The organism is Pseudomonas sp. R5-89-07 (assembly GCF_003851685.1).
Taxonomy (GTDB): Bacteria; Pseudomonadota; Gammaproteobacteria; order Pseudomonadales; family Pseudomonadaceae; genus Aquipseudomonas.
This window is the reverse complement of record NZ_CP027727.1, coordinates 4,879,005-4,898,556: the sequence shown is the minus strand read 5'-3', so window position 1 is coordinate 4,898,556 and position 19,552 is coordinate 4,879,005. Positions and strand designations below refer to the sequence as shown.

The 19,552-nt window shown below is 60.7% G+C and carries 20 protein-coding genes; 17 read left to right on the top strand and 3 right to left on the bottom strand.

Annotated elements, in window-relative coordinates; genetic code table 11:
• Positions 1-17 precede the first annotated feature (17 nt).
• The 17 genes from iscU to C4J94_RS22285 all read left to right on the top strand — a co-directional run bounded on the left by iscU (position 18) and on the right by C4J94_RS22285 (position 15,188).
• Positions 18-404, top strand: a complete 387-nt coding sequence (gene iscU / locus C4J94_RS22365) for a Fe-S cluster assembly scaffold IscU (RefSeq protein ID WP_034100437.1) — start codon at positions 18-20, stop codon at positions 402-404.
• A 28-nt stretch (positions 405-432) separates the two neighbouring features.
• On the top strand, positions 433-756 hold the full coding sequence (gene iscA, locus C4J94_RS22360; protein ID WP_003175963.1) for an iron-sulfur cluster assembly protein IscA: 324 nt from the start codon (positions 433-435) through the stop codon (positions 754-756).
• 8 nt (positions 757-764) lie between these two features.
• Positions 765-1,286, top strand: coding sequence for a co-chaperone HscB (hscB, locus tag C4J94_RS22355; RefSeq protein WP_124388104.1), 522 nt, complete (start codon positions 765-767; stop codon positions 1,284-1,286).
• 51 nt (positions 1,287-1,337) lie between these two features.
• Complete coding sequence (gene hscA, locus C4J94_RS22350; RefSeq protein ID WP_124388103.1) at positions 1,338-3,200, top strand: Fe-S protein assembly chaperone HscA; 1,863 nt, start codon at positions 1,338-1,340, stop codon at positions 3,198-3,200.
• A gap of 3 nt (positions 3,201-3,203) precedes the next feature.
• Positions 3,204-3,545 carry an ISC system 2Fe-2S type ferredoxin gene (gene fdx, locus C4J94_RS22345; RefSeq protein ID WP_003175958.1) on the top strand — a complete coding sequence of 114 codons (342 nt, stop codon included), beginning with the start codon at positions 3,204-3,206 and terminating at the stop codon, positions 3,543-3,545.
• A gap of 14 nt (positions 3,546-3,559) precedes the next feature.
• Positions 3,560-3,760: a Fe-S cluster assembly protein IscX gene (gene iscX, locus C4J94_RS22340; RefSeq protein WP_034128025.1), complete on the top strand. Its 201-nt coding sequence runs from the start codon at positions 3,560-3,562 to the stop codon at positions 3,758-3,760.
• Positions 3,761-3,852: 92 nt separating this feature from the next.
• On the top strand, positions 3,853-4,278 hold the full coding sequence (gene ndk, locus C4J94_RS22335; protein ID WP_003175956.1) for a nucleoside-diphosphate kinase: 426 nt from the start codon (positions 3,853-3,855) through the stop codon (positions 4,276-4,278).
• A 29-nt stretch (positions 4,279-4,307) separates the two neighbouring features.
• Complete coding sequence (gene rlmN / locus C4J94_RS22330) at positions 4,308-5,456, top strand: 23S rRNA (adenine(2503)-C(2))-methyltransferase RlmN (RefSeq protein WP_124388102.1); 1,149 nt, start codon at positions 4,308-4,310, stop codon at positions 5,454-5,456.
• A 12-nt stretch (positions 5,457-5,468) separates the two neighbouring features.
• A complete protein-coding gene (pilW, locus tag C4J94_RS22325; RefSeq protein ID WP_124388101.1) occupies positions 5,469-6,227 on the top strand; it encodes a type IV pilus biogenesis/stability protein PilW in 759 nt (252 codons plus the stop codon).
• A complete protein-coding gene (locus tag C4J94_RS22320) occupies positions 6,227-7,198 on the top strand; it encodes a RodZ family helix-turn-helix domain-containing protein (RefSeq protein WP_124388100.1) in 972 nt (323 codons plus the stop codon). The genes pilW and C4J94_RS22320 overlap by 1 nt, the downstream gene beginning before the upstream one ends.
• A gap of 2 nt (positions 7,199-7,200) precedes the next feature.
• A complete protein-coding gene (gene ispG / locus C4J94_RS22315) occupies positions 7,201-8,310 on the top strand; it encodes a flavodoxin-dependent (E)-4-hydroxy-3-methylbut-2-enyl-diphosphate synthase (RefSeq protein WP_003175952.1) in 1,110 nt (369 codons plus the stop codon).
• A gap of 23 nt (positions 8,311-8,333) precedes the next feature.
• Entirely contained in the window at positions 8,334-9,623 is a 1,290-nt protein-coding gene (hisS, locus tag C4J94_RS22310; protein WP_124388099.1) for a histidine--tRNA ligase, read from the top strand.
• 41 nt (positions 9,624-9,664) lie between these two features.
• Entirely contained in the window at positions 9,665-10,306 is a 642-nt protein-coding gene (locus tag C4J94_RS22305; RefSeq protein ID WP_124388098.1) for a YfgM family protein, read from the top strand.
• Complete coding sequence (gene bamB, locus C4J94_RS22300) at positions 10,299-11,450, top strand: outer membrane protein assembly factor BamB (protein WP_124388097.1); 1,152 nt, start codon at positions 10,299-10,301, stop codon at positions 11,448-11,450. Before C4J94_RS22305 ends, bamB begins: the two co-directional genes overlap by 8 nt.
• Before the next feature lie 206 nt (positions 11,451-11,656).
• Entirely contained in the window at positions 11,657-13,126 is a 1,470-nt protein-coding gene (der, locus tag C4J94_RS22295) for a ribosome biogenesis GTPase Der (RefSeq protein ID WP_122540547.1), read from the top strand.
• 134 nt (positions 13,127-13,260) lie between these two features.
• Positions 13,261-14,409, top strand: coding sequence for a pyridoxal phosphate-dependent aminotransferase (locus tag C4J94_RS22290; RefSeq protein ID WP_124388096.1), 1,149 nt, complete (start codon positions 13,261-13,263; stop codon positions 14,407-14,409).
• Positions 14,397-15,188, top strand: a complete 792-nt coding sequence (locus C4J94_RS22285) for an amidohydrolase (RefSeq protein ID WP_124388095.1) — start codon at positions 14,397-14,399, stop codon at positions 15,186-15,188. The genes C4J94_RS22290 and C4J94_RS22285 overlap by 13 nt, the downstream gene beginning before the upstream one ends.
• Before the next feature lie 150 nt (positions 15,189-15,338).
• On the opposite strand, the gene leuA is transcribed toward C4J94_RS22285, so the two are convergent.
• From leuA to xseA, 3 genes are all read right to left on the bottom strand, one after another.
• On the bottom strand, positions 15,339-17,018 hold the full coding sequence (gene leuA / locus C4J94_RS22280) for a 2-isopropylmalate synthase (RefSeq protein WP_124388094.1): 1,680 nt from the start codon (positions 17,016-17,018) through the stop codon (positions 15,339-15,341).
• Positions 17,019-17,338: 320 nt separating this feature from the next.
• Entirely contained in the window at positions 17,339-18,160 is an 822-nt protein-coding gene (locus tag C4J94_RS22270; RefSeq protein ID WP_124388093.1) for a M23 family metallopeptidase, read from the bottom strand.
• Positions 18,161-18,163: 3 nt separating this feature from the next.
• Positions 18,164-19,543, bottom strand: coding sequence for an exodeoxyribonuclease VII large subunit (gene xseA / locus C4J94_RS22265; protein ID WP_124388092.1), 1,380 nt, complete (start codon positions 19,541-19,543; stop codon positions 18,164-18,166).
• Between the last annotated feature and the right edge of the window lie 9 nt (positions 19,544-19,552).

The following is a 19,552-nucleotide window of genomic DNA, read 5'->3' as shown; positions in this document are numbered from 1 at the left end:
AGTGAGGAATCAGTACCATGGCTTACAGCGAAAAGGTCATCGACCACTACGAAAACCCGCGCAACGTCGGCAAGATGGACGCGCAAGATCCTGATGTCGGCACTGGCATGGTTGGCGCTCCGGCGTGCGGCGATGTGATGCGCCTGCAGATCAAGGTCAACGACGCTGGCGTTATCGAAGACGCCAAGTTCAAGACCTACGGCTGCGGTTCGGCTATCGCCTCCAGCTCCCTGGCGACCGAATGGATGAAAGGCAAGACCCTGGATGAGGCTGTCACCATCAGCAACACCCAGCTGGCCGAAGAACTGGCCCTGCCGCCAGTTAAAATTCACTGCTCGGTACTCGCAGAAGACGCCATCAAGGCGGCCGTTCGCGACTACAAGCAGAAGAAAGGCTTGATCTAAGCATTTGGCGACGAGTAAGGAGTCAACGATGGCTATCAGCATGACAGAAGCGGCTGCGCAGCACATTCGCCGCTCCCTGAATGGGCGCGGTAAAGGTGAGGGGATTCGTCTGGGTGTTCGCACCACGGGCTGTTCCGGCCTTGCCTACGTGCTGGAGTTTGTCGACGAGGTAGTGGCGGAAGACCAGGTGTTCGAAAGTCACGGCGAGAAAGTGATCATCGACCCGAAAAGCCTGACCTACCTGGACGGCACCGAGCTCGATTTCGTCAAGGAAGGGTTGAACGAAGGCTTCAAGTTCAACAACCCCAACGTACGCGGTGAATGTGGCTGCGGCGAAAGCTTCAACATCTGAGGCTTCTTGTGGGTACTCCTTGTCATTTCGCTTTATTCGAGCTGCAACCGAGCTTTCGGCTGGACCTCGAGCAGCTTGCCACGCGCTATCGAGAATTGGCGCGTGGCGTGCATCCGGACCGTTTCGCTGACGCTTCCGAGCGTGAGCAGCGCCTGGCGCTGGAGCGGTCAGCCAGCCTCAACGAAGCCTATCAGACGCTCAAGAGTCCGCCCAAGCGCGCGCGTTACCTGCTCGCGATGAACGGTGGCGAGCTGCCGATCGAGGTCACGGTGCACGATCCGGACTTCCTGATGCAGCAGATGCAATGGCGCGAAGAACTCGAAGACTTGCAGGACGAAGCCGATGTGGCCGGAGTCGCGGTGTTCAAGCGTCGTCTGAAAACCGCCCAGGATGAGCTCAACGAAAGCTTCGCGGCCTGTTGGGATGATGCAGCGCAACGCGAGCAGGCCGAGCGCCTGATGCGCCGCATGCAGTTCCTCGACAAGCTCACCTACGAAGTGCGCCAGCTAGAAGAGCGCCTCGACGATTAACCCAGTGCTGCCCGTGATGCACGCCTGATAGACAGATAAGACCTGATTACCATGGCTCTACTGCAAATCGCCGAACCCGGCCAAAGCCCTCAACCGCACCAGCGTCGCCTGGCGGTCGGGATTGACCTGGGCACCACCAATTCCCTGGTCGCCGCCGTGCGCAGCGGCCTGTCCGAGCCGTTGCCCGACGCCGATGGCCAGGTGATCCTGCCGTCCGCCGTGCGTTATCACGCCGACCGCATCGAAGTGGGCGAGTCCGCCAAGCTGGCGGCGTCTACCGACCCGTTGAACACCGTGCTGTCGGTCAAGCGCTTGATGGGTCGTGGGTTGTCCGACGTCAAGCAATTGGGCGACCAGCTTCCGTACCGCTTTGTCGGCGGCGAATCCCACATGCCGTTCATCGACACCATTCAAGGCCCGAAAAGCCCGGTGGAAGTGTCAGCCGATATCCTCAAGGTACTGCGCCAGCGCGCGGAAACCACATTGGGTGGCGAACTGGTCGGTGCAGTGATCACGGTTCCGGCCTATTTCGATGACGCTCAGCGCCAAGCCACCAAGGATGCGGCAAAGCTTGCCGGCCTGAACGTGCTGCGCTTGCTTAACGAGCCGACCGCTGCTGCCGTGGCTTATGGCCTTGATCAGCATGCCGAAGGCCTGGTCGCGATTTACGACCTGGGCGGCGGCACCTTCGATATTTCGATCCTGCGCCTGACCGGCGGTGTCTTTGAAGTGCTGGCCACCGGTGGCGACAGCGCCCTGGGCGGCGATGACTTCGACCATGCCATCGCAGGCTGGATCATCAGCAGTGCGGGCTTGTCTGCCGACCTGGACCCAGGCGCGCAGCGCAACCTGCTGCAAACCGCCTGTGCTGCCAAGGAAGCGCTGACGGATGCTGCAACCGTTGAAGTTTCCTACGGCACCTGGTCGGCCCAGCTGACCCGTGAAGCCTTCGATGCGTTGATCGAGCCGATGGTTGCCCGCAGCCTCAAAGCCTGCCGCCGTGCCGTGCGCGATTCCGGTATCGAGCTCGAAGACGTCGGTGCTGTGGTCATGGTGGGCGGCTCCACCCGCGTTCCCCGCGTTCGTGAAGCCGTGGCCGAAGCCTTTGGCCGCCAGCCGCTGACTGAAATCGACCCGGACCAAGTGGTCGCCATCGGTGCCGCGATCCAGGCCGATACCTTGGCTGGCAACAAACGCGATGGTGGCGAACTGCTGCTGCTCGACGTGATTCCGTTGTCCCTTGGGTTGGAAACCATGGGCGGCCTGATGGAGAAGGTGATTCCGCGCAACACCACCATCCCTGTCGCGCGTGCCCAGGACTTCACCACCTATAAAGACGGCCAGACGGCCATGATGATTCATGTGCTGCAAGGCGAGCGCGAGCTGATCAGCGACTGTCGCTCCCTGGCGCGCTTCGAATTGCGCGGTATCCCAGCCATGGTTGCGGGTGCGGCGAAGATTCGCGTGACCTTCCAGGTAGACGCCGATGGCCTGCTCAGCGTCGCGGCTCGCGAACTGGGTTCGGGCGTCGAGGCCAGCATCCAGGTCAAGCCGTCCTACGGGCTGACTGACGGTGAAATCGCCAAGATGCTCAAGGACTCGTTCCAATATGCCGGCGATGACAAGGTCGCCCGCGTGCTGCGTGAGCAGCAAGTCGACGCCCAGCGCCTGCTCGAAGCGGTGCAGGGCGCGCTTGATGCCGATGGCGAGCGTCTGTTGGATGCCGAAGAGCGCATGGTCATCGACCTGCAGATGCAGGAACTGGCCGAACTCATGAAAGGCAACGATGGTTACGCCATCGAGCAGCAGACCAAGCGCCTGTCACAAGTCACCGATGCCTTTGCCGCCCGCCGTATGGACCAGACGGTAAAAGCCGCCCTGGCGGGTCGCAACCTGAATGAAATTGAGGAATAACTGATGCCGCAGGTCATTTTTCTGCCACACGCCGAGCATTGCCCGGACGGTATGGTTGTTGAGGCTGAGACCGGCAAGTCCATCCTCGAAGTCGCCCACGACAACCATATCGAGATCGAAAGCGCTTGCGGCGGTGTGTGCGCCTGCACCACCTGCCACTGCATCATCCGCGAGGGCTTCAACTCCCTTGAGGAAGCAGACGAACTGGAAGAGGATTTTCTTGACCGCGCCTGGGGCCTGGAGGCGACTTCTCGCCTAAGCTGTCAGGCAAAGGTCGGCACTGAAGACATCACTGTCGAAATCCCGAAATATTCGCTCAACCATGCGGCCGAAGCGCCGCATTGATTCAAGGAACTGTCATGAGCCTGAAATGGGTTGATGTACAAGAAATCGCTATACAACTTGCCGAAGCTCATCCTGAGGTCAATCCTCTGACAGTGAACTTCGTCAAATTGCGTGATCTGGTGATGGCGCTGCCGGACTTTGACGACATCCCTGATCGGGGTGGCGAAAAGGTCCTGGAGGCGATTCAAGGCCTGTGGATCGAAGAAGCAGACTGAGCCGCCTTTTTACGCAGTTAGGCAATACCCAATAACCCGCGTATAATTCGCGGGTTTAATTTTTCGTAAATTACCGTTTCTGGAGTTACACCATGGCTGTTCAACGTACTTTCTCCATCATCAAGCCTGACGCTGTTGCAAAAAACGTCATCGGCGAGATCACCACTCGTTTCGAAAAAGCCGGCCTGAAGGTTGTAGCTTCGAAACTCAAGCAACTGTCCAAGGCTGAAGCTGAAGGCTTCTACGCTGAGCACAGCGCTCGTGGCTTCTTCGGCGACCTGGTTGCCTTCATGATCTCCGGCCCTGTTGTTGTTCAGGTTCTGGAAGGCGAGAACGCTATCGCTCTGAACCGTGAGCTGATGGGTGCTACCAACCCTAAAGAAGCGGCTGCCGGCACCATCCGTGCTGACTTCGCTGAATCCATCGACGCCAACGCTGTACACGGTTCGGACTCCGAAGCCGCTGCTGCTCGCGAAATTTCGTACTTCTTCGCCGCTACTGAAGTAACCGCTCGCTAAGCATCGGCTTAAAGAGTGAGGGTGAATCCATGACGACATCGACTGTTAAAACCAACCTGCTGGGTCTGACTCAGCTGGAAATGGAGAAATTCTTCGACTCAATCGGGGAGAAGCGTTTCCGTGCCGGTCAGGTAATGAAGTGGATTCACCACTTTGGCGTCGACGATTTCGACGCCATGACGAACGTCAGCAAGGCCCTGCGCGACAAGCTCAAGGCCATTGCTGAGGTCCGTGGTCCCGAAGTGGTCAGCGAGGACATCTCCAGCGACGGCACCCGTAAGTGGGTGGTGCGCGTGGCGTCCGGCAGCTGCGTCGAGACCGTGTACATTCCCCAGGGCAAGCGCGGCACCTTGTGCGTTTCGTCCCAGGCAGGCTGTGCCCTGGACTGCAGTTTCTGCTCCACCGGCAAGCAAGGCTTCAATAGCAACCTCACCGCCGCCGAAGTCATCGGCCAGGTGTGGATTGCCAACAAATCCTTTGGCAGCGTCCCGGCGACCGTCGACCGTGCCATCACCAACGTGGTGATGATGGGCATGGGTGAGCCGCTGCTGAACTTCGACAACGTGATTGCGGCCATGCACCTGATGATGGACGACCTGGGCTACGGCATCTCCAAGCGCCGTGTGACCCTGTCGACCTCCGGCGTGGTGCCGATGATCGATGAGCTGGCCAAGCACATCGACGTTTCCCTGGCGTTGTCGCTGCACGCACCTAATGACGCATTGCGTAACCAATTGGTGCCAATCAACAAGAAGTATCCGCTTAAGATGCTGCTCGAATCCTGCCAGCGTTATATGGCTACCCTGGGTGAGAAGCGCGTGCTGACCATCGAGTACACCATGCTCAAGGACATCAACGACAAGGTCGAGCATGCCGTGGAGATGATCGAGCTGCTCAAGAACACCCCATGCAAGATCAACCTGATTCCGTTCAACCCGTTTCCGCATTCTGGCTACGAGCGGCCGAGCAACAACGCCATCCGCCGTTTCCAGGATCAACTGCACCAGGCCGGCTACAACGTCACCGTCCGCACCACCCGCGGCGAAGACATCGACGCCGCCTGTGGCCAATTGGTAGGGCAGGTGCTGGATCGCACCCGTCGCAGTGAGCGCTACATCGCCGTGCGTGAATTGAGCGCCGCCGACGATGCACCGCAAAGCGCTGCAAACCGAACCTGAGAGAGGACCTCTATGCCCTTGCGCCTTGCGCTGCTGTTGCTTGTTACCGGTCTGGCGACCGGTTGTGTTTCATCGGGCCACGAGAGCCCGTTGCAAACCGGCAAGGGTCGTGAAGCGGCGCGAGTGGCGTATGTGCAACTGGGCCTGGGCTATCTGCAACAAGGCATGAGCGAGCAGGCCAAGGTGCCATTGAAGAAAGCCCTGGAGCTGGATGCCGACGATGCTGATGCCAATGCCGCGCTGGCGTTGGTGTTCAAGGCCCAGGCCGAGCCCGAGTTGGCTGATGGGTATTTCATCAAGGCGCTGGCGTCCCGTCCTGGTGACGCGCGCTTGTTGAACAACTACGGCAGTTTCCTGTTCGAGCAGAAACGTTATGAACAGGCGGCCGGTTATTTCCAGCAGGCCAGTACCGATACCCTATATCCTGAGCGTTCGCGCGTGTTCGAGAACCTGGGGGTGGCTTCGATCCACCTGGGCCAACGCGAGCTTGCGCGCCAGCAGCTGGAAAAAGCCCTGCTCCTGAACGCTCGCCAGCCACGCGCTTTGCTTGAAATGGCTGAGTTGTCTTACGAAGATAGGCATTATGTGCCGGCACGTGACTATTACGAGCGTTTCAGCCAGCTCAGCGGGCACAATGCACGTAGTCTGTTACTTGGTGTGCGCCTGGCGACGGTTCATGAAGAACCGGCCACAGCCGCACGTTTTGGCCAGCAACTCGAACGACTCTATCCCGGTACGCCGGAATATCAGCAATACCTGTCGGAGCAATGATGAAAGCCGCGCACCCGGAAGTTGTAGCAGCTAATCGCGTCAACCCAGGCGAGACCTTGCGTCAGGCCCGCGAAAGCAATGGTTGGTCGCTGGCGGAAGTGGCCCTCAAGCTCAATCTGACCACCACCTCCCTGGCCAACCTGGAGGCTGGCGCGTTCGACAAGCTGCCTGGGCATACCTTTGCCCGCGGTTATATCCGTGCCTATGCCAAATTGCTGGGGATCGACCAGACCGTGCTGGTCCAGGCGTTCGACGAGTTCACCGGCACCGACTCCCAGGGCAGCAATGTCCATGGCCTCGGGCGTATCGAAGAACCTACTCGGGTTTCCCACACGATCTTGCGCATCGTCAGCCTTTTGCTGTTGATTGCGGTGGTCGGCGGCGGCTTCGTCTGGTGGCAGGACCAGACCACCCAGCGCAACAAAGACCTGACCAGCAACGCCCTGGAGCACGTCGAAGTCGAAAGCGCCGACGGCACCACCCAGATTCATCCACTGGATGAGCCGGAAGACCAGGCGGTCGCCGAAGGGCAGGCCGCGCCAGAAGCGCCGGCCAGCGTCGAGCAACCTGCTCCAGACACCGGCAGCGCACCAGCGGCGACTGCGGCTGCAACAACACCGGCTCCGGTTCCGGCAGCACCTGCCGCGCCAGCACCGGCTGCCTCTGCACAGGCTCCGGCGCCGACTGCGCCAGCCATTTCGCCGCCCACCACCCCAGCGTTGATCGCCGGTGACGGGCGCGTACAGATCACCTTCGTCGCTGACTGCTGGACGCAAGTCACCGATGGCAATGGCAAAGTGCTGTTTAGCGGTCTCAAGCGTAAGGGAGATACTCTGGACCAGGGCGGCAAGCCTCCTTTGACGCTGCGTCTGGGCTTCGCCCGTGGCGCGCAAGTGGTCTACAACGGCCAGCCTGTGGACGTGGCGCCGTTCACCAGTGGCGAGACAGCTCGCCTCAAGTTGGGACAATAGTCATGCACGGCGAATCTCCAATCAAACGTCGCGTATCGCGCAAGATCTGGGTCGGCTCGGTGCCGGTGGGCGGCGATGCCCCCATCGCGGTGCAGAGCATGACCAACAGCGACACCAATGACGTGGCCGCCACCGTCGCCCAGATCAACCGTCTGGAAGCGGCCGGCGTGGACATCGTGCGGGTTTCCGTACCGGACATGGACGCTGCCGAAGCGTTCGGCCGTATCAAGCAATTGGTCAAGGTGCCCCTGGTTGCCGACATTCACTTCGACTACAAGATTGCGTTGCGCGTAGCCGAACTGGGTGTGGACTGCCTGCGCATCAACCCGGGCAACATCGGTCGCGAAGACCGTGTGCGCGCTGTGGTCGATGCGGCCCGTGATCGCGGGATTCCGATCCGCATCGGCGTCAACGCCGGCTCGCTGGAAAAAGACCTGCAAAAGAAATACGGCGAGCCTACCCCGGCGGCGCTGGTCGAGTCGGCACTGCGCCACGTTGAACACCTGGAACGCCTGAATTTCCAGGACTTCAAGGTCAGCGTAAAGGCTTCCGACGTGTTCATGGCCGTAGAAGCCTACCGCCTGCTGGCCAAGGAAATCGTGCAGCCACTGCACCTGGGTATCACTGAAGCGGGCGGTTTACGCTCAGGCACAGTGAAATCTGCGGTGGGTCTCGGTATGCTGCTCGCCGAAGGGATTGGCGATACCATCCGCATCTCCCTGGCGGCAGACCCCGTAGAGGAAGTGAAGGTCGGCTACGACATTCTCAAATCCCTGCGTTTGCGTTCCCGTGGCATCAACTTCATTGCCTGCCCGAGCTGTTCGCGGCAGAACTTCGACGTGGTGAAAACCATGAACGACCTGGAGTTGCGCCTGGAAGACCTGCTGGTGCCGCTGGATGTGGCGGTGATCGGTTGCGTGGTCAACGGCCCGGGCGAGGCCAAAGAGGCGCATGTGGGCTTGACCGGCGGCACCCCGAACCTGATTTACATCGACGGCAAGCCGTCGCAGAAATTGACGAATGACAATCTGGTGGATGAGCTGGAAAAGCTGATCCGCGAGAAAGCGGCCGAAAAGGTCGCCGCTGACGCAGCGCTGATCGCTCGCGGCTGATTGAACGAATTTAAGGATTTGATGTGAGCAAGTCTCTGCAAGCCATTCGTGGCATGAACGACATCCTGCCGGAGCAGACGCCACTGTGGCGTTACTTCGAGAGCACTGTCGCGCGCCTGCTGGATAACTACGGTTACAAGCAGATTCGCATGCCAATCGTCGAGTTCACCGAGCTGTTCAAACGCTCCATCGGTGAAGTGACCGACATCGTCGAAAAAGAAATGTACACTTTTGAAGACCGTAACGGCGACTCCCTGACCCTGCGTCCGGAAGGTACCGCGGCGTGCGTTCGCGCTGTGCTGGAGCATGGCATCACCGGTGGCGGCCAGACCCAGAAGCTGTGGTACATCGGCCCGATGTTTCGCCACGAGCGGCCGCAGAAAGGTCGTTATCGCCAGTTCCACCAGATCGGTTGCGAAGTCTTTAACCTGGACGGGCCGGACATTGACGCCGAGCTGATCGTGCTGACCTGGCGCCTGTGGGGCGAGCTGGGCATCCGTGACGCGGTCAAGCTCGAACTCAACAGCCTGGGCACCAGCGAGTCCCGTGGCCGCTACCGGGTCGCCCTGGTCGAGTACCTGTCTGCCCACCTGGACAAACTGGACGAAGACAGCCAGCGCCGCCTGAAGACCAACCCGCTTCGCGTGCTGGATACCAAGAACGCCGACACCCAGGCCATACTGGTCGACGCGCCGAAAATGGCCGACTACCTGGACGACGAATCCCGCACGCACTTCGAGGGCCTCAAGGCTCGTCTGGATGCAGCGGGTATTCCGTACGTGATCAACCCCAAGCTGGTGCGCGGCCTCGATTACTACAGCAAGACCGTGTTCGAATGGGTCACCGACAAACTCGGCGCCCAGGGCACCGTGTGTGCCGGTGGCCGTTACGATGGCCTGGTCGAGCAGATGGGCGGCAAGCCCACTGCGGGCGTGGGTTTCGCCATGGGCATTGAGCGGCTGATCCTGCTGCTGGAAACCCTGGAGCAGGTGCCGCAAGAGATTTCCCGCCAAGTGGACGTGTATCTTTGCGCGTTTGGCGAGGCCGCCGAACTGGCTGCCTTGGCCCTGAGCGAAAAAGTGCGTGACCAGCTGCCGAACCTGCGCCTGCAGATCAATGCCGGTGCGGGGAGCTTCAAGAGCCAGTTCAAGAAGGCCGACAAGAGCGGCGCGTTGTATGCGCTGATCCTCGGCGATGACGAACTGGCCCAGCAAGTGATAGGTTTCAAACCCCTGCGTGGCCAGGGCGAACAACAGAACATTGCCTTTGATGCGCTCGCTGCGCACCTGGCCACCTGCGTCGTGCAGGGTTGAAGCTGTCGAACAGCCGAATTTAGCGATTAAGGAGTATTGGGGTGTCGAGTACTGATGATGAGCAACTGGCCGAGTTCAAGGACTGGTGGCAGCGTAACGGCAAGCCCCTGGTTACTGGCGGCCTGCTGGCTTTAGTGGTGGTGTTCGGCTGGCAAGCCTGGACCAAGTATCAGGCCAACCAGTCCCAGGGCGCCTCGATCGTTTATCAGCAACTGCTGGAAACTACCCTGACGCCGGACGGCAAGCCGGACCCTGCCCAAGTGGCAGACCTGGCCGGCAAGCTGAAGAACGAATTTGGCGGCACTACCTACGCCCAGTACGGCAGCCTGTTCGTCGCGAAAGTCGCGGTCGACACCGGCAAGCTGGATGATGCAGCCACCGAGCTCAAGGCCATCGCCGACAAGCCGACCAACCCGACCCTGGGTGAAATCGCACGTCAGCGCCTGGCACAGGTATTGGCGGCACAGAACAAGGCTGACGAAGCACTCAAACTGCTCGACGGCGATGCTGACAAGGCATTTGTAGCCACTCGCGAAGAGCTCAAGGGCGACCTGTTGGTCCAATTGGGTCGTACCGACGAAGCCAATGCTGCGTACCAAAAAGCCAAGGCGGCGCTGTCTGATGAAGCGGCGGTCGGTGGCTTACAAATCAAGCTGGACGACCTGGCCAAAGGGGATGCGTGACGTGATCCGTTGGAAACATGCAGCATTGCTGGCTCTGGCCGTTCTGGCCGCGGGTTGCAGCAGCAACAGTAAAAAAGAACTGCCGCCTGCGGAGCTGACCAGCTTCAAGGAAGAAGTGGTCCTGCAGAAGCAGTGGAGCCGCTCCATCGGTGACGGTCAGGGCGAAACCTACAACATGCTGGTACCGGCAATCGACGGTGACAACATTGTGGCCGCTGACGTAACCGGCATCGTGACCTCCATGGATCGCATGAACGGTGACGTGAAGTGGAAGAAAGACCTGGAATTGCCAGTTTCCGGCGCCGTAGGCGTGGGTTACGGCATGGTCATGCTCGGCACCCTCAAGGGTGAGGTCGTGGCCCTGGATTCCAGCACCGGTGAAGAGAAATGGCGCGCTCGCGTGACCAGTGAAGTCCTCGCACCGCCTGCCACCAACGGCGATATCGTCGTGGTGCAGACCCAGGATGATCGCGTGATCGGTCTGGACGCCGCCACCGGCAACCAGCGCTGGTTGTACGACAGCACCCCGGCGGTGCTGACCTTGCGCGGTACCAGTGGTCCGATTGTGACCAACAATCTGGCCGTTGCCGGGCTGTCGACCGGTAAAGTGGTCGCCCTGAATACCCAGAATGGCGTACCGGCCTGGGAAACCCGTGTGGCAATCCCACAAGGTCGCTCCGAGCTGGACCGCGTGGTGGACATCGACGGCGGCCTGTTGCTGTCCGGCGAGACCCTCTACGTCGCCACCTACCAGGGCCGCGTTGCGGCGCTGGACCTGCAGAGCGGTCGGGTCAACTGGCAGCGTGATGCTTCCAGCTACGCCGGTGTCGCCCAAGGGTTTGGCAGCGTCTACGTAAGCCTGGCGTCCGGCACCGTTGAAAGTGTCGACGAGCGTTCCACCACTGCGCTGTGGAGCAACGATTCCCTGGCTCGCCGCCAACTGTCGGCACCGGAAGTCTTCTCCAGCTACGTAGCGGTCGGTGACTTCGAAGGCTACCTGCACCTGCTGAGCCAGGTGGACGGTCGCTTTGTAGGTCGCGAGCGTATCGACAGCGACGGCCTGCGTGCGCGTCCGCTGGTGGTGGGTAACATGCTTTATGTGTATGGCAACAGCGGCAAGCTGGAAGCCCTGACCATCAAGTAAGAACGACGCCTGGGGCTAAACTCCTAAGGCAGCTTCAACCTGTAGGAGCGAGCTTGCTCGCGAAAATCGTTAACGATAACGCGTGATGCTTGAATGAACGCGGTGCCTTTGCAATTTTCGCGAGCAAGCTCGCTCCTACAGTCGAGCACCAGCCGCTGCCCTGCAGCGGCTTTTGTATTTTCTGAAATAACGAAGTGGAGAGCCGCATGGTTCCCGTAATCGCCCTGGTGGGCCGACCTAACGTCGGCAAGTCCACCTTGTTCAACCGCCTGACCAGGACTCGCGACGCCATCGTCGGCGACTTGTCCGGTCTTACCCGTGATCGCCAATACGGTGAGGCAAAGTGGCAAGGGCGCTCCTACATTATTGTCGACACCGGTGGTATCTCCGGTGACGAACATGGCATGGACGAAAAAATGGCCGAGCAGTCGCTGCTGGCCATTGAAGAAGCCGATGTCGTGTTGTTCCTGGTGGACGCCCGTGCGGGCTACACCGCAGCCGACCAGATGATTGGCGAGCACCTGCGCAAGCGCAACAAGCGTTCCTACCTGGTCGCGAACAAGATCGATAACATCGATCCTGAGGCGGCCCGTGCCGAATTCAGCCCGATGGGCCTGGGTGATGCGATCCCGGTTGCCGGTGCCCACGGTCGCGGCATCACGCAGATGCTGGAAATTGCCCTCAGCACCTTTCCCAAGGATGACGATGAGGAAGAAGAGGGCGAGGAGGAGATCGTCGCCGAAGGCGAGGAAGCCAAGCGCATTCCTGGCCCGAGCGAAAAAGACGGGATCAAGATCGCCATCATCGGCCGCCCTAACGTCGGCAAGTCGACCCTGGTCAACCGCATGCTCGGTGAAGACCGGGTCATCGTCTATGACGAACCCGGCACCACCCGTGACAGCATCTACATCCCGTTCGAGCGTAACGACGAGAAGTACACGCTGATCGACACCGCCGGTGTGCGCAAGCGCGGCAAGATCCACGAGGAAGTTGAAAAATTCTCCGTGGTGAAAACCCTGCAGGCGATCAAAGACGCCAACGTAGTGATCTTCGTGATGGACGCCCGCGAAGGCGTGGTTGACCACGACCTGAACCTGCTGGGCTTCGCCCTGGAAGCCGGGCGTGCCCTGGTGATCGCGATCAACAAGTGGGACGGCATGACGCCGAGCGAGCGCGATTTCGTCAAGATCGAGCTGCAGCGCCGCCTGTTCTTCGTTGAGTTCGCCGATATCCACTTTATCTCGGCACTGCACGGCACTGGCGTGGGCAACCTCTACGCGTCGGTACAGAACTCGTTCAAGTCCGCGGTTACCCGCTGGCCGACCAACCGCCTCACCCAGATCCTGGAAGACGCGGTGGGCGAGCACGCGCCGCCGATGGTCAACAACCGCCGCATCAAGCTGCGTTACGCCCACTTGGGTGGTGCCAACCCGCCGATTATCGTGATCCACGGTAACCAGATCGAGAAGGTGCCCAAGTCCTATGTGCGCTACCTGGAAAACACCTACCGCCGTGTGCTGAAACTGGTCGGTACGCCGATCCGTATCGAGTTCAAGGGTGGCGAGAACCCATACGAAGGCAACAAGAACACACTGACTGACCGTCAGGTGAACAAGAAGCGTCGTTTGATGACTCACCACAAGAAGGCCGACAAGAAGCGCCGCGATAAAAAATAGCGGCAACTTCAAGTTGTAAGCGACAAGCTGCAAGAAAGGGCTCCTTTGGAGCCCTTTTTTGTGCCTGGCGGTTTGCCCCTTGACCTCCTTGCAGCTTGCAGCTTAAAACTTGGGCTCACCCGAAGGGGGCTCCCATGATCACCAGCAAGCTGCCGAATGTCGGCACCACCATCTTCACCACCATGTCACAGCTCGCTGCCGAAACCGGCGCGCTCAACCTGTCACAGGGTTTTCCTGACTTCAACGGTCCCCAGGGTTTGCTCGATGCGGTAGGCAAACATGTCGCCAGCGGGCATAACCAGTATTCCCCCATGACCGGCTTGCCGTCGCTGCGCCAGCAAGTGGCGGCCAAGATCGCCCGCAGTTACGGCGCCAAGGTCGACGCCGATAGCGAAGTGACCATCACCCCCGGCGCGACCGCCGCCATCTTCTGCGCGATCCAGGCGGTGATTCGCCAGGGCGATGAAGTCATCGTGTTCGACCCCTGCTACGACAGCTACGAGCCTTCGGTCGAGCTGGCCGGGGGCCGTTGTGTGCATGTGCAACTGAGCCAGCAAGGCTTCGCGCTGGACTTTGAGCAGATCAAGGCCGCGCTTTCTCCACGCACGCGCATGATCGTCCTCAACACGCCGCATAACCCCACTGGCGCGTTGATCACCCGCGCCGAGCTGGACCAACTGGCCGAACTGATCCGCGATCGCGACATCTACCTGGTCAGCGATGAAGTCTATGAACACCTGGTGTTCGACGGCGTGCCCCACGTCAGCGTGCTCGCCCACGAAGAGCTGTACCAGCGCGCGTTCGTGATCAGCTCCTTCGGCAAGACTTACCACGTCACCGGCTGGAAAACCGGCTATGTGGTCGCGCCGCCCGCCCTGACCGCTGAACTGCGCAAGGTGCACCAATACGTGAATTTCTGCTGCGTAACGCCGTTGCAGTTCGCGCTGGCCGACTTCATGGCCGCGCATCCGCAACATGTCGATGAGCTGCCTGCGTTCTATCAGGCCAAGCGCGACCTGTTCTGCGACCTGCTCGCACCGTCCCGTTTCAATTTCACTCGGGTGACGGGCACTTATTTCCAACTGGTGGATTACTCACAGATCCGCCCGGACCTGGATGACGTCGCCATGTCGCTGTGGATGACCCGTGAACACGGGGTGGCGAGTATTCCGGTGTCGGTGTTCTACCAGACTCCCCCGCAGGGCCAGCGCCTGGTGCGCCTGTGCTTTGCCAAACGCGAGGATACGCTGCGACAGGCAGCCGAAAAATTATGCGTGATTTGACCGCTCTGCCCAATCTCACTATTGCCCTGGTCCAGACCACCCTGGCCTGGCACGACCGTCCAGCCAACCTCGAACATTTCGAGTTGCTGTTGGAGCAGGCCAACGGCGCCGACCTGATCGTATTGCCGGAGATGTTCACCACCGGCTTCTCCATGGAGTCGGCTGCCCTGGCCGAACCGGAAAACGGCCCGACTCACCGCTGGCTTCAGGCTCAGGCCGCGAAATACAACGCCGTGATCACCGGCAGCGTCATCATCCAGGCGGCCGACGGCAGCCACCGTAACCGCCTGCTGTGGGCGCGGCCGGACGGCGAGGTGCTGCACTACGACAAGCGCCACCTGTTCCGAATGGCCGGCGAGCATGACCACTACACCCCCGGCGAGCGTCAGGTGCAGTTCGAGCTGAACGGTTGGCGTATTCGGCCGTTGATTTGCTACGACCTGCGCTTTCCGGTGTGGAGTCGTGATGCCCAAGACACAGATCTGCTGCTGTACACCGCCAACTGGCCGGGCGCGCGGCGTCAGCATTGGAACCGGCTGTTGCCTGCGCGGGCCATCGAGAACCTGTGCTACGTAGCCGCGGTGAACCGGGTGGGCACGGACGGGAAAGGCTTTGCCTACACCGGGGACAGCCAGGTGCTGGACTTCCAGGGCGAGACCCTGCTGAGCGCGGGAGAGGCGGATGGGGTGTTTCAGGTGAGGCTGGATGCGGCTGAACTGGCGGCGTATCGCACACGGTTTCCGGCGAACCTGGATGCCGATAGCTTTCAATTTACCTGACGGACCGTCATCGGGCGCAAGCCCCCTCCCACATTTGGAATGCATACCCCTGTGGGAGGGGGCTTGCCCCCGATGAGGCCGCTAGCAACACCATAGTAAAAAGGCCCCTGGATTCTCACCCAGGGGCCTTTTGCATTGCGCCGATAAAGCTTACGCCGCTTTCGCTTCCTGCTGGCTCAGCGAGCGGTTCAGCGCACTGAACAGCGCCTTGAAGCTGGCGGTGGTGATGTTTTCATCGATGCCCACACCATGCACCGGACGTTCACCGTTCACACGCAGTTCGATGTACGCCGCTGCTTTAGCGTGGGTGCCCGCGCCGATTGCATGTTCGTTGTAATCCATGATCTCCACACCAATCGGCAAGCCCGCCACCAGCGCTTCCAGCGCGCCGTTGCCTTTGCCTTTCCAGTGCAGGTTGGTTTCGCCCTGGCCCTTGCCGGAGACTTCCACTTCCACGTAGCTGTTGCCGTTTTCTTCCTGCAGGCGATGGCTGACCAGCGCGTAAGGGGTGTTGGCCTGCAGGTATTCGCGTTGCAGCAAGGCGTAGATCTGCGGTGCGGTCATTTCCAGGCCGACGCGGTCGGTTTCAGCCTGCACCACCTGGCTGAATTCGATCTGCATGCGGCGTGGCAAGCTGATGTCGTATTCCTGCTCCAGCAGGTAGGCGATACCGCCCTTGCCCGACTGGCTGTTCACGCGGATCACTGCCTCGTAGCTGCGGCCGATGTCGGCCGGGTCGATCGGCAAGTACGGTACTTCCCACAGGGCGTCGTCTTTCTGCTGGGAGAAGCCTTTGCGGATTGCATCCTGATGGGAGCCGGAGAACGCGGTGTGCACCAGGTCGCCGACATACGGGTGACGTGGATGCACCTGGATCTGGTTGCACTCCTCGACGACTTTGCGCACGCCGTCGATATCCGAGAAATCCAGCTGGGGGTCGAGGCCCTGGGTGTACATGTTCAGCGCCACGGTGACCAGGTCGACGTTACCGGTGCGCTCGCCGTTGCCGAACAGGCAGCCTTCGACGCGATCAGCCCCGGCCATCAGGCCCAGCTCGGTGGCGGCCACGCCCGTGCCACGGTCGTTGTGGGTGTGCAGGCTGATGATCACGCTGTCACGGCGGTTGATATGGCGACCGAACCACTCGATCTGGTCGGCATAGATGTTTGGCGTGGCGCATTCCACGGTGGCCGGCAGGTTGAGGATCATCTTGTGCTCGGGCGTCGGGTTCCACACCTCGATCACCGCGTCACAGACTTCCTTGGCGAACTCCAGCTCGGTGGCGCTGAAGGTCTCCGGCGAGTATTCGAAGGTCCACTGGGTTTCCGGCTGCTGGGCAGCGTATTTGACGAACAACTTGGCCGCGTTCACTGCGATTGCCTTGATGCCGTCCTTGTCCTGGTTGAACACAATGCGGCGGAACGACGGCGAGGTGGCGTTGTACAGGTGCACGATGGCCTTCTTGGCGCCGCGCAGGGATTCGAAGGTACGGGCGATCAAGTCCTCGCGGCCCTGGGTCAGCACCTGGATGGTGGTGTCCTCGGGGATGTGGTTGTCTTCGATCAGGGTGCGTACGAAATCAAAATCGGTTTGCGACGCGGCCGGGAAGGAGGCTTCGATTTCCTTCACGCCGACGGCGACCAGCGTCTTCCAGAAGCGCAGCTTTTTCGCGGCGTCCATCGGTTCGATCAGCGACTGGTTGCCATCACGCAAGTCCGAGCTGCACCAGATCGGCGCGGTGGTAATGGTGTTGGACGGCCAGGTGCGGTCCGGGATATCGATGGTCGGAAACGCACGGTATTTCGAAGACGGGTCTTTGAGCATGCTCATCGCAAAATCCTTTGTTATAGGGCCGAGAAAAGGCGGCCTGCCGAATCACTAGTGTTGGGACGACGCTTGGGCGAGACAGATCGATTCAGCTTGGCAGTCGTGCGCTGACGAGGCACAGACTGCGGTGCTGGCGGCGCTGAATGAGGGTGTGAGAGGTTTTCATAAGCTCAACCCTAACCGTCGGGATAAAGGATGGCAAGCAGTCGAGAAAATTTGAGAGAAGTTCTGCTATTTACGTAGAAATCGAGATTTTATGACCGATAATTTTCTTATGGGTGACTTTAATTGCGCAGCCTTTCGCAGCTGCGCAATCGAGCGGTTCAGGGCTGAAAAGCACCGATGAAGATCGCCGGATCCACTCTCGCATCGTTAAGGCTGACGTTCCAGTGCATGTGCGGGCCGGTTGCCCGACCGGTCGAGCCGACCTTGCCCACTACCGTGCCGCGTGCGAGTGGGTCGCCGACCTTCACGTCAATCTTCGACATATGGCAGAACATGCTGATAAAACCCTGGCCATGGTCGACAAATACTGTGTTGCCATTGAAGAAGTAGTTGCCAGTAAGGATCACCTTGCCAGCCGCAGGCGTCTTGATTGGCGTACCGGCCGCCACCGCAAAGTCCAGGCCCGAGTGCGGGTTGCGCTCCTCGCCATTGAAGAAGCGGCGCACGCCGAATTTGCTCGACAGCGGCCCGTTCACCGGCTTGTCCAGTACCAGGTTGCTCGGCACGTTCGGGCTGAAGCTGCGGTAAGCCTTGAGCTGCACGGCCAGTTCGCCCTCGATGCGCTTCAACTGCGCCGGGTCGGGGTTGACCTGGCTTTTGTTTTTCAGGGTGATGCGCTGTTCCGGGTACTTCTTGTAACCCACCACAAACGGCAGGTTGCGCCCGCCGCTGCTGATGCGTTCATTGCCCGGCTTGACCGTCAGCGGGATGCCGACAATTGCCAGCCAATCGCTCTGCTCCTTGACCACCAGCACCGGCCGGCCCAGGTAGACCGCCTTGGGTGCCGTTGCGGCAGGCCCCAGGTCGACCACTGCCACGCCACCGGGCACCGGCTTGTTCAACGTGCGGGTGATGTAGCTGTCGGCGTGGGCATTGAAGGTCAGGCAAGCGAGCATCAACAAACTGAGAAAGCGTGGCATCGGTCAATCCAGTAGCGAAAGGGTGACAGGCGTCAGGTGGTTGTCTTCCACCCGCACTTGCAATTGGCCCTCACCGAGGCGCGCGGTCAGGCGCTGGCCGGTATGGGTTTGCGCGGCGTTGCGAATGGCCTGGCCACGTTCGTCCAGCAGAATGCTGTAGCCCCGGCCGAGGGTGGCCAGCGGGCTGACCACTTGCAGTGTCTGGACCTGGCTTTGCAGTTGCAGGCGCCGCGCCTTGAGCCCTTCACGCATGGCGCGGGGCAGGCGTTCGGCGAGGCTGTCCAGGCGCTGGCGCAGCAGCGCCAACTGGCGGCCCGGGTGCTGACCGGCGAGGCGGGTTTCCAGGCGGATCAAGCGTTCGCGACGGGTATTGAGACTGCGCTCGAAAGCGCGGCGCAGGCGCATGTCCAGGTCGTCCAGGCGCTGGGCCTGCTGGCGCAGACGCTCGCCGGGGTGACGCAGGCGGCGGGCCATGCCTTCCAGGCGCAGGCGGCTGTGGCTCAGGCGGTTGCGCATCAGCATCACCAGGCGGCGATGCAGGTTTTCCACCTGGCGCACCAGGTGGCTGGCATCCGGTGCCAGCAGTTCAGCGGCGGCCGATGGGGTAGGGGCGCGCACGTCGGCGACGAAGTCGCTGATCGACACATCGGTTTCATGCCCGACGGCACTGACAATGGGCGTGACGCAGGCATCTATCGCGCGGGCCACGGCTTCTTCGTTGAAGCACCAGAGGTCTTCCAGCGAGCCGCCGCCACGGGCCAGGATCAGTGCGTCGAAGCCACGGGCGTCGGCGAGTTTCAACGCCCGCACAATCTGCGGGATGGCTTCGCGGCCCTGCACGGCGGTCGGGATCAACGTCAGTTCGATGTTCGGCGCGCGGCGGCCGAACACGCTGATGATATCGCGAATCACCGCGCCGGTTGGCGAGCTGATAATGCCGATGCGCCGAGGGTGCGCCGGCAGGGGCACCTTGCGCTCGGCACTGAACAGGCCTTCTGCGCTGAGTTTTTCCTTCAAGGCATCGAAGGCCAGGCGCAGCGCACCATCACCCGCCGGTTCCACGGTGTCGAGGATTAACTGGTAGTCGCCACGGCCTTCGAACAACGAGACCTTGCCGCGTACCTTCACCGCCAGGCCATCCTTCAGCGCCTGGCGCACCCGCGCAGCGTTGTTTCGAAACAACGCGCAACGCACTTGGGCGCCGCTGTCCTTGAGGGTGAAATACACATGGCCGGAAGCCGGGCGGGCGAGGTTGGAGATTTCGCCTTCAACCCAGATATTGGTGAACACGTCTTCGAGCAACACCCGCGCGCGGCCGTTGAGCTGGCTGACAGTCAGGACTTCGCGGTCCAGGCCCAGTCGGGCAAAAGGATCTTTAATCATGGGCCGCAG

Excerpts from the sequence above, each read along its gene's own strand:
- C4J94_RS22285 (WP_124388095.1), top strand. The coding sequence starts at position 14,397 with ATGCGTGATTTGACCGCTCTGCCCAATCTCACTATTGCCCTGGTCCAG.
- iscX (WP_034128025.1), top strand. The coding sequence starts at position 3,560 with ATGAGCCTGAAATGGGTTGATGTACAAGAAATCGCTATACAACTTGCC.
- C4J94_RS22290 (WP_124388096.1), top strand. The coding sequence starts at position 13,261 with ATGATCACCAGCAAGCTGCCGAATGTCGGCACCACCATCTTCACCACC.
- ispG (WP_003175952.1), top strand. The coding sequence starts at position 7,201 with ATGCACGGCGAATCTCCAATCAAACGTCGCGTATCGCGCAAGATCTGG.
- leuA (WP_124388094.1), bottom strand. The coding sequence starts at position 17,018 with ATGAGCATGCTCAAAGACCCGTCTTCGAAATACCGTGCGTTTCCGACC.
- der (WP_122540547.1), top strand. The coding sequence starts at position 11,657 with ATGGTTCCCGTAATCGCCCTGGTGGGCCGACCTAACGTCGGCAAGTCC.
- hscA (WP_124388103.1), top strand. The coding sequence starts at position 1,338 with ATGGCTCTACTGCAAATCGCCGAACCCGGCCAAAGCCCTCAACCGCAC.
- xseA (WP_124388092.1), bottom strand. The coding sequence starts at position 19,543 with ATGATTAAAGATCCTTTTGCCCGACTGGGCCTGGACCGCGAAGTCCTG.
- iscU (WP_034100437.1), top strand. The coding sequence starts at position 18 with ATGGCTTACAGCGAAAAGGTCATCGACCACTACGAAAACCCGCGCAAC.
- pilW (WP_124388101.1), top strand. The coding sequence starts at position 5,469 with ATGCCCTTGCGCCTTGCGCTGCTGTTGCTTGTTACCGGTCTGGCGACC.
- C4J94_RS22270 (WP_124388093.1), bottom strand. The coding sequence starts at position 18,160 with ATGCCACGCTTTCTCAGTTTGTTGATGCTCGCTTGCCTGACCTTCAAT.
- iscA (WP_003175963.1), top strand. The coding sequence starts at position 433 with ATGGCTATCAGCATGACAGAAGCGGCTGCGCAGCACATTCGCCGCTCC.
- C4J94_RS22320 (WP_124388100.1), top strand. The coding sequence starts at position 6,227 with ATGAAAGCCGCGCACCCGGAAGTTGTAGCAGCTAATCGCGTCAACCCA.
- bamB (WP_124388097.1), top strand. The coding sequence starts at position 10,299 with ATGCGTGACGTGATCCGTTGGAAACATGCAGCATTGCTGGCTCTGGCC.
- fdx (WP_003175958.1), top strand. The coding sequence starts at position 3,204 with ATGCCGCAGGTCATTTTTCTGCCACACGCCGAGCATTGCCCGGACGGT.
- ndk (WP_003175956.1), top strand. The coding sequence starts at position 3,853 with ATGGCTGTTCAACGTACTTTCTCCATCATCAAGCCTGACGCTGTTGCA.
- rlmN (WP_124388102.1), top strand. The coding sequence starts at position 4,308 with ATGACGACATCGACTGTTAAAACCAACCTGCTGGGTCTGACTCAGCTG.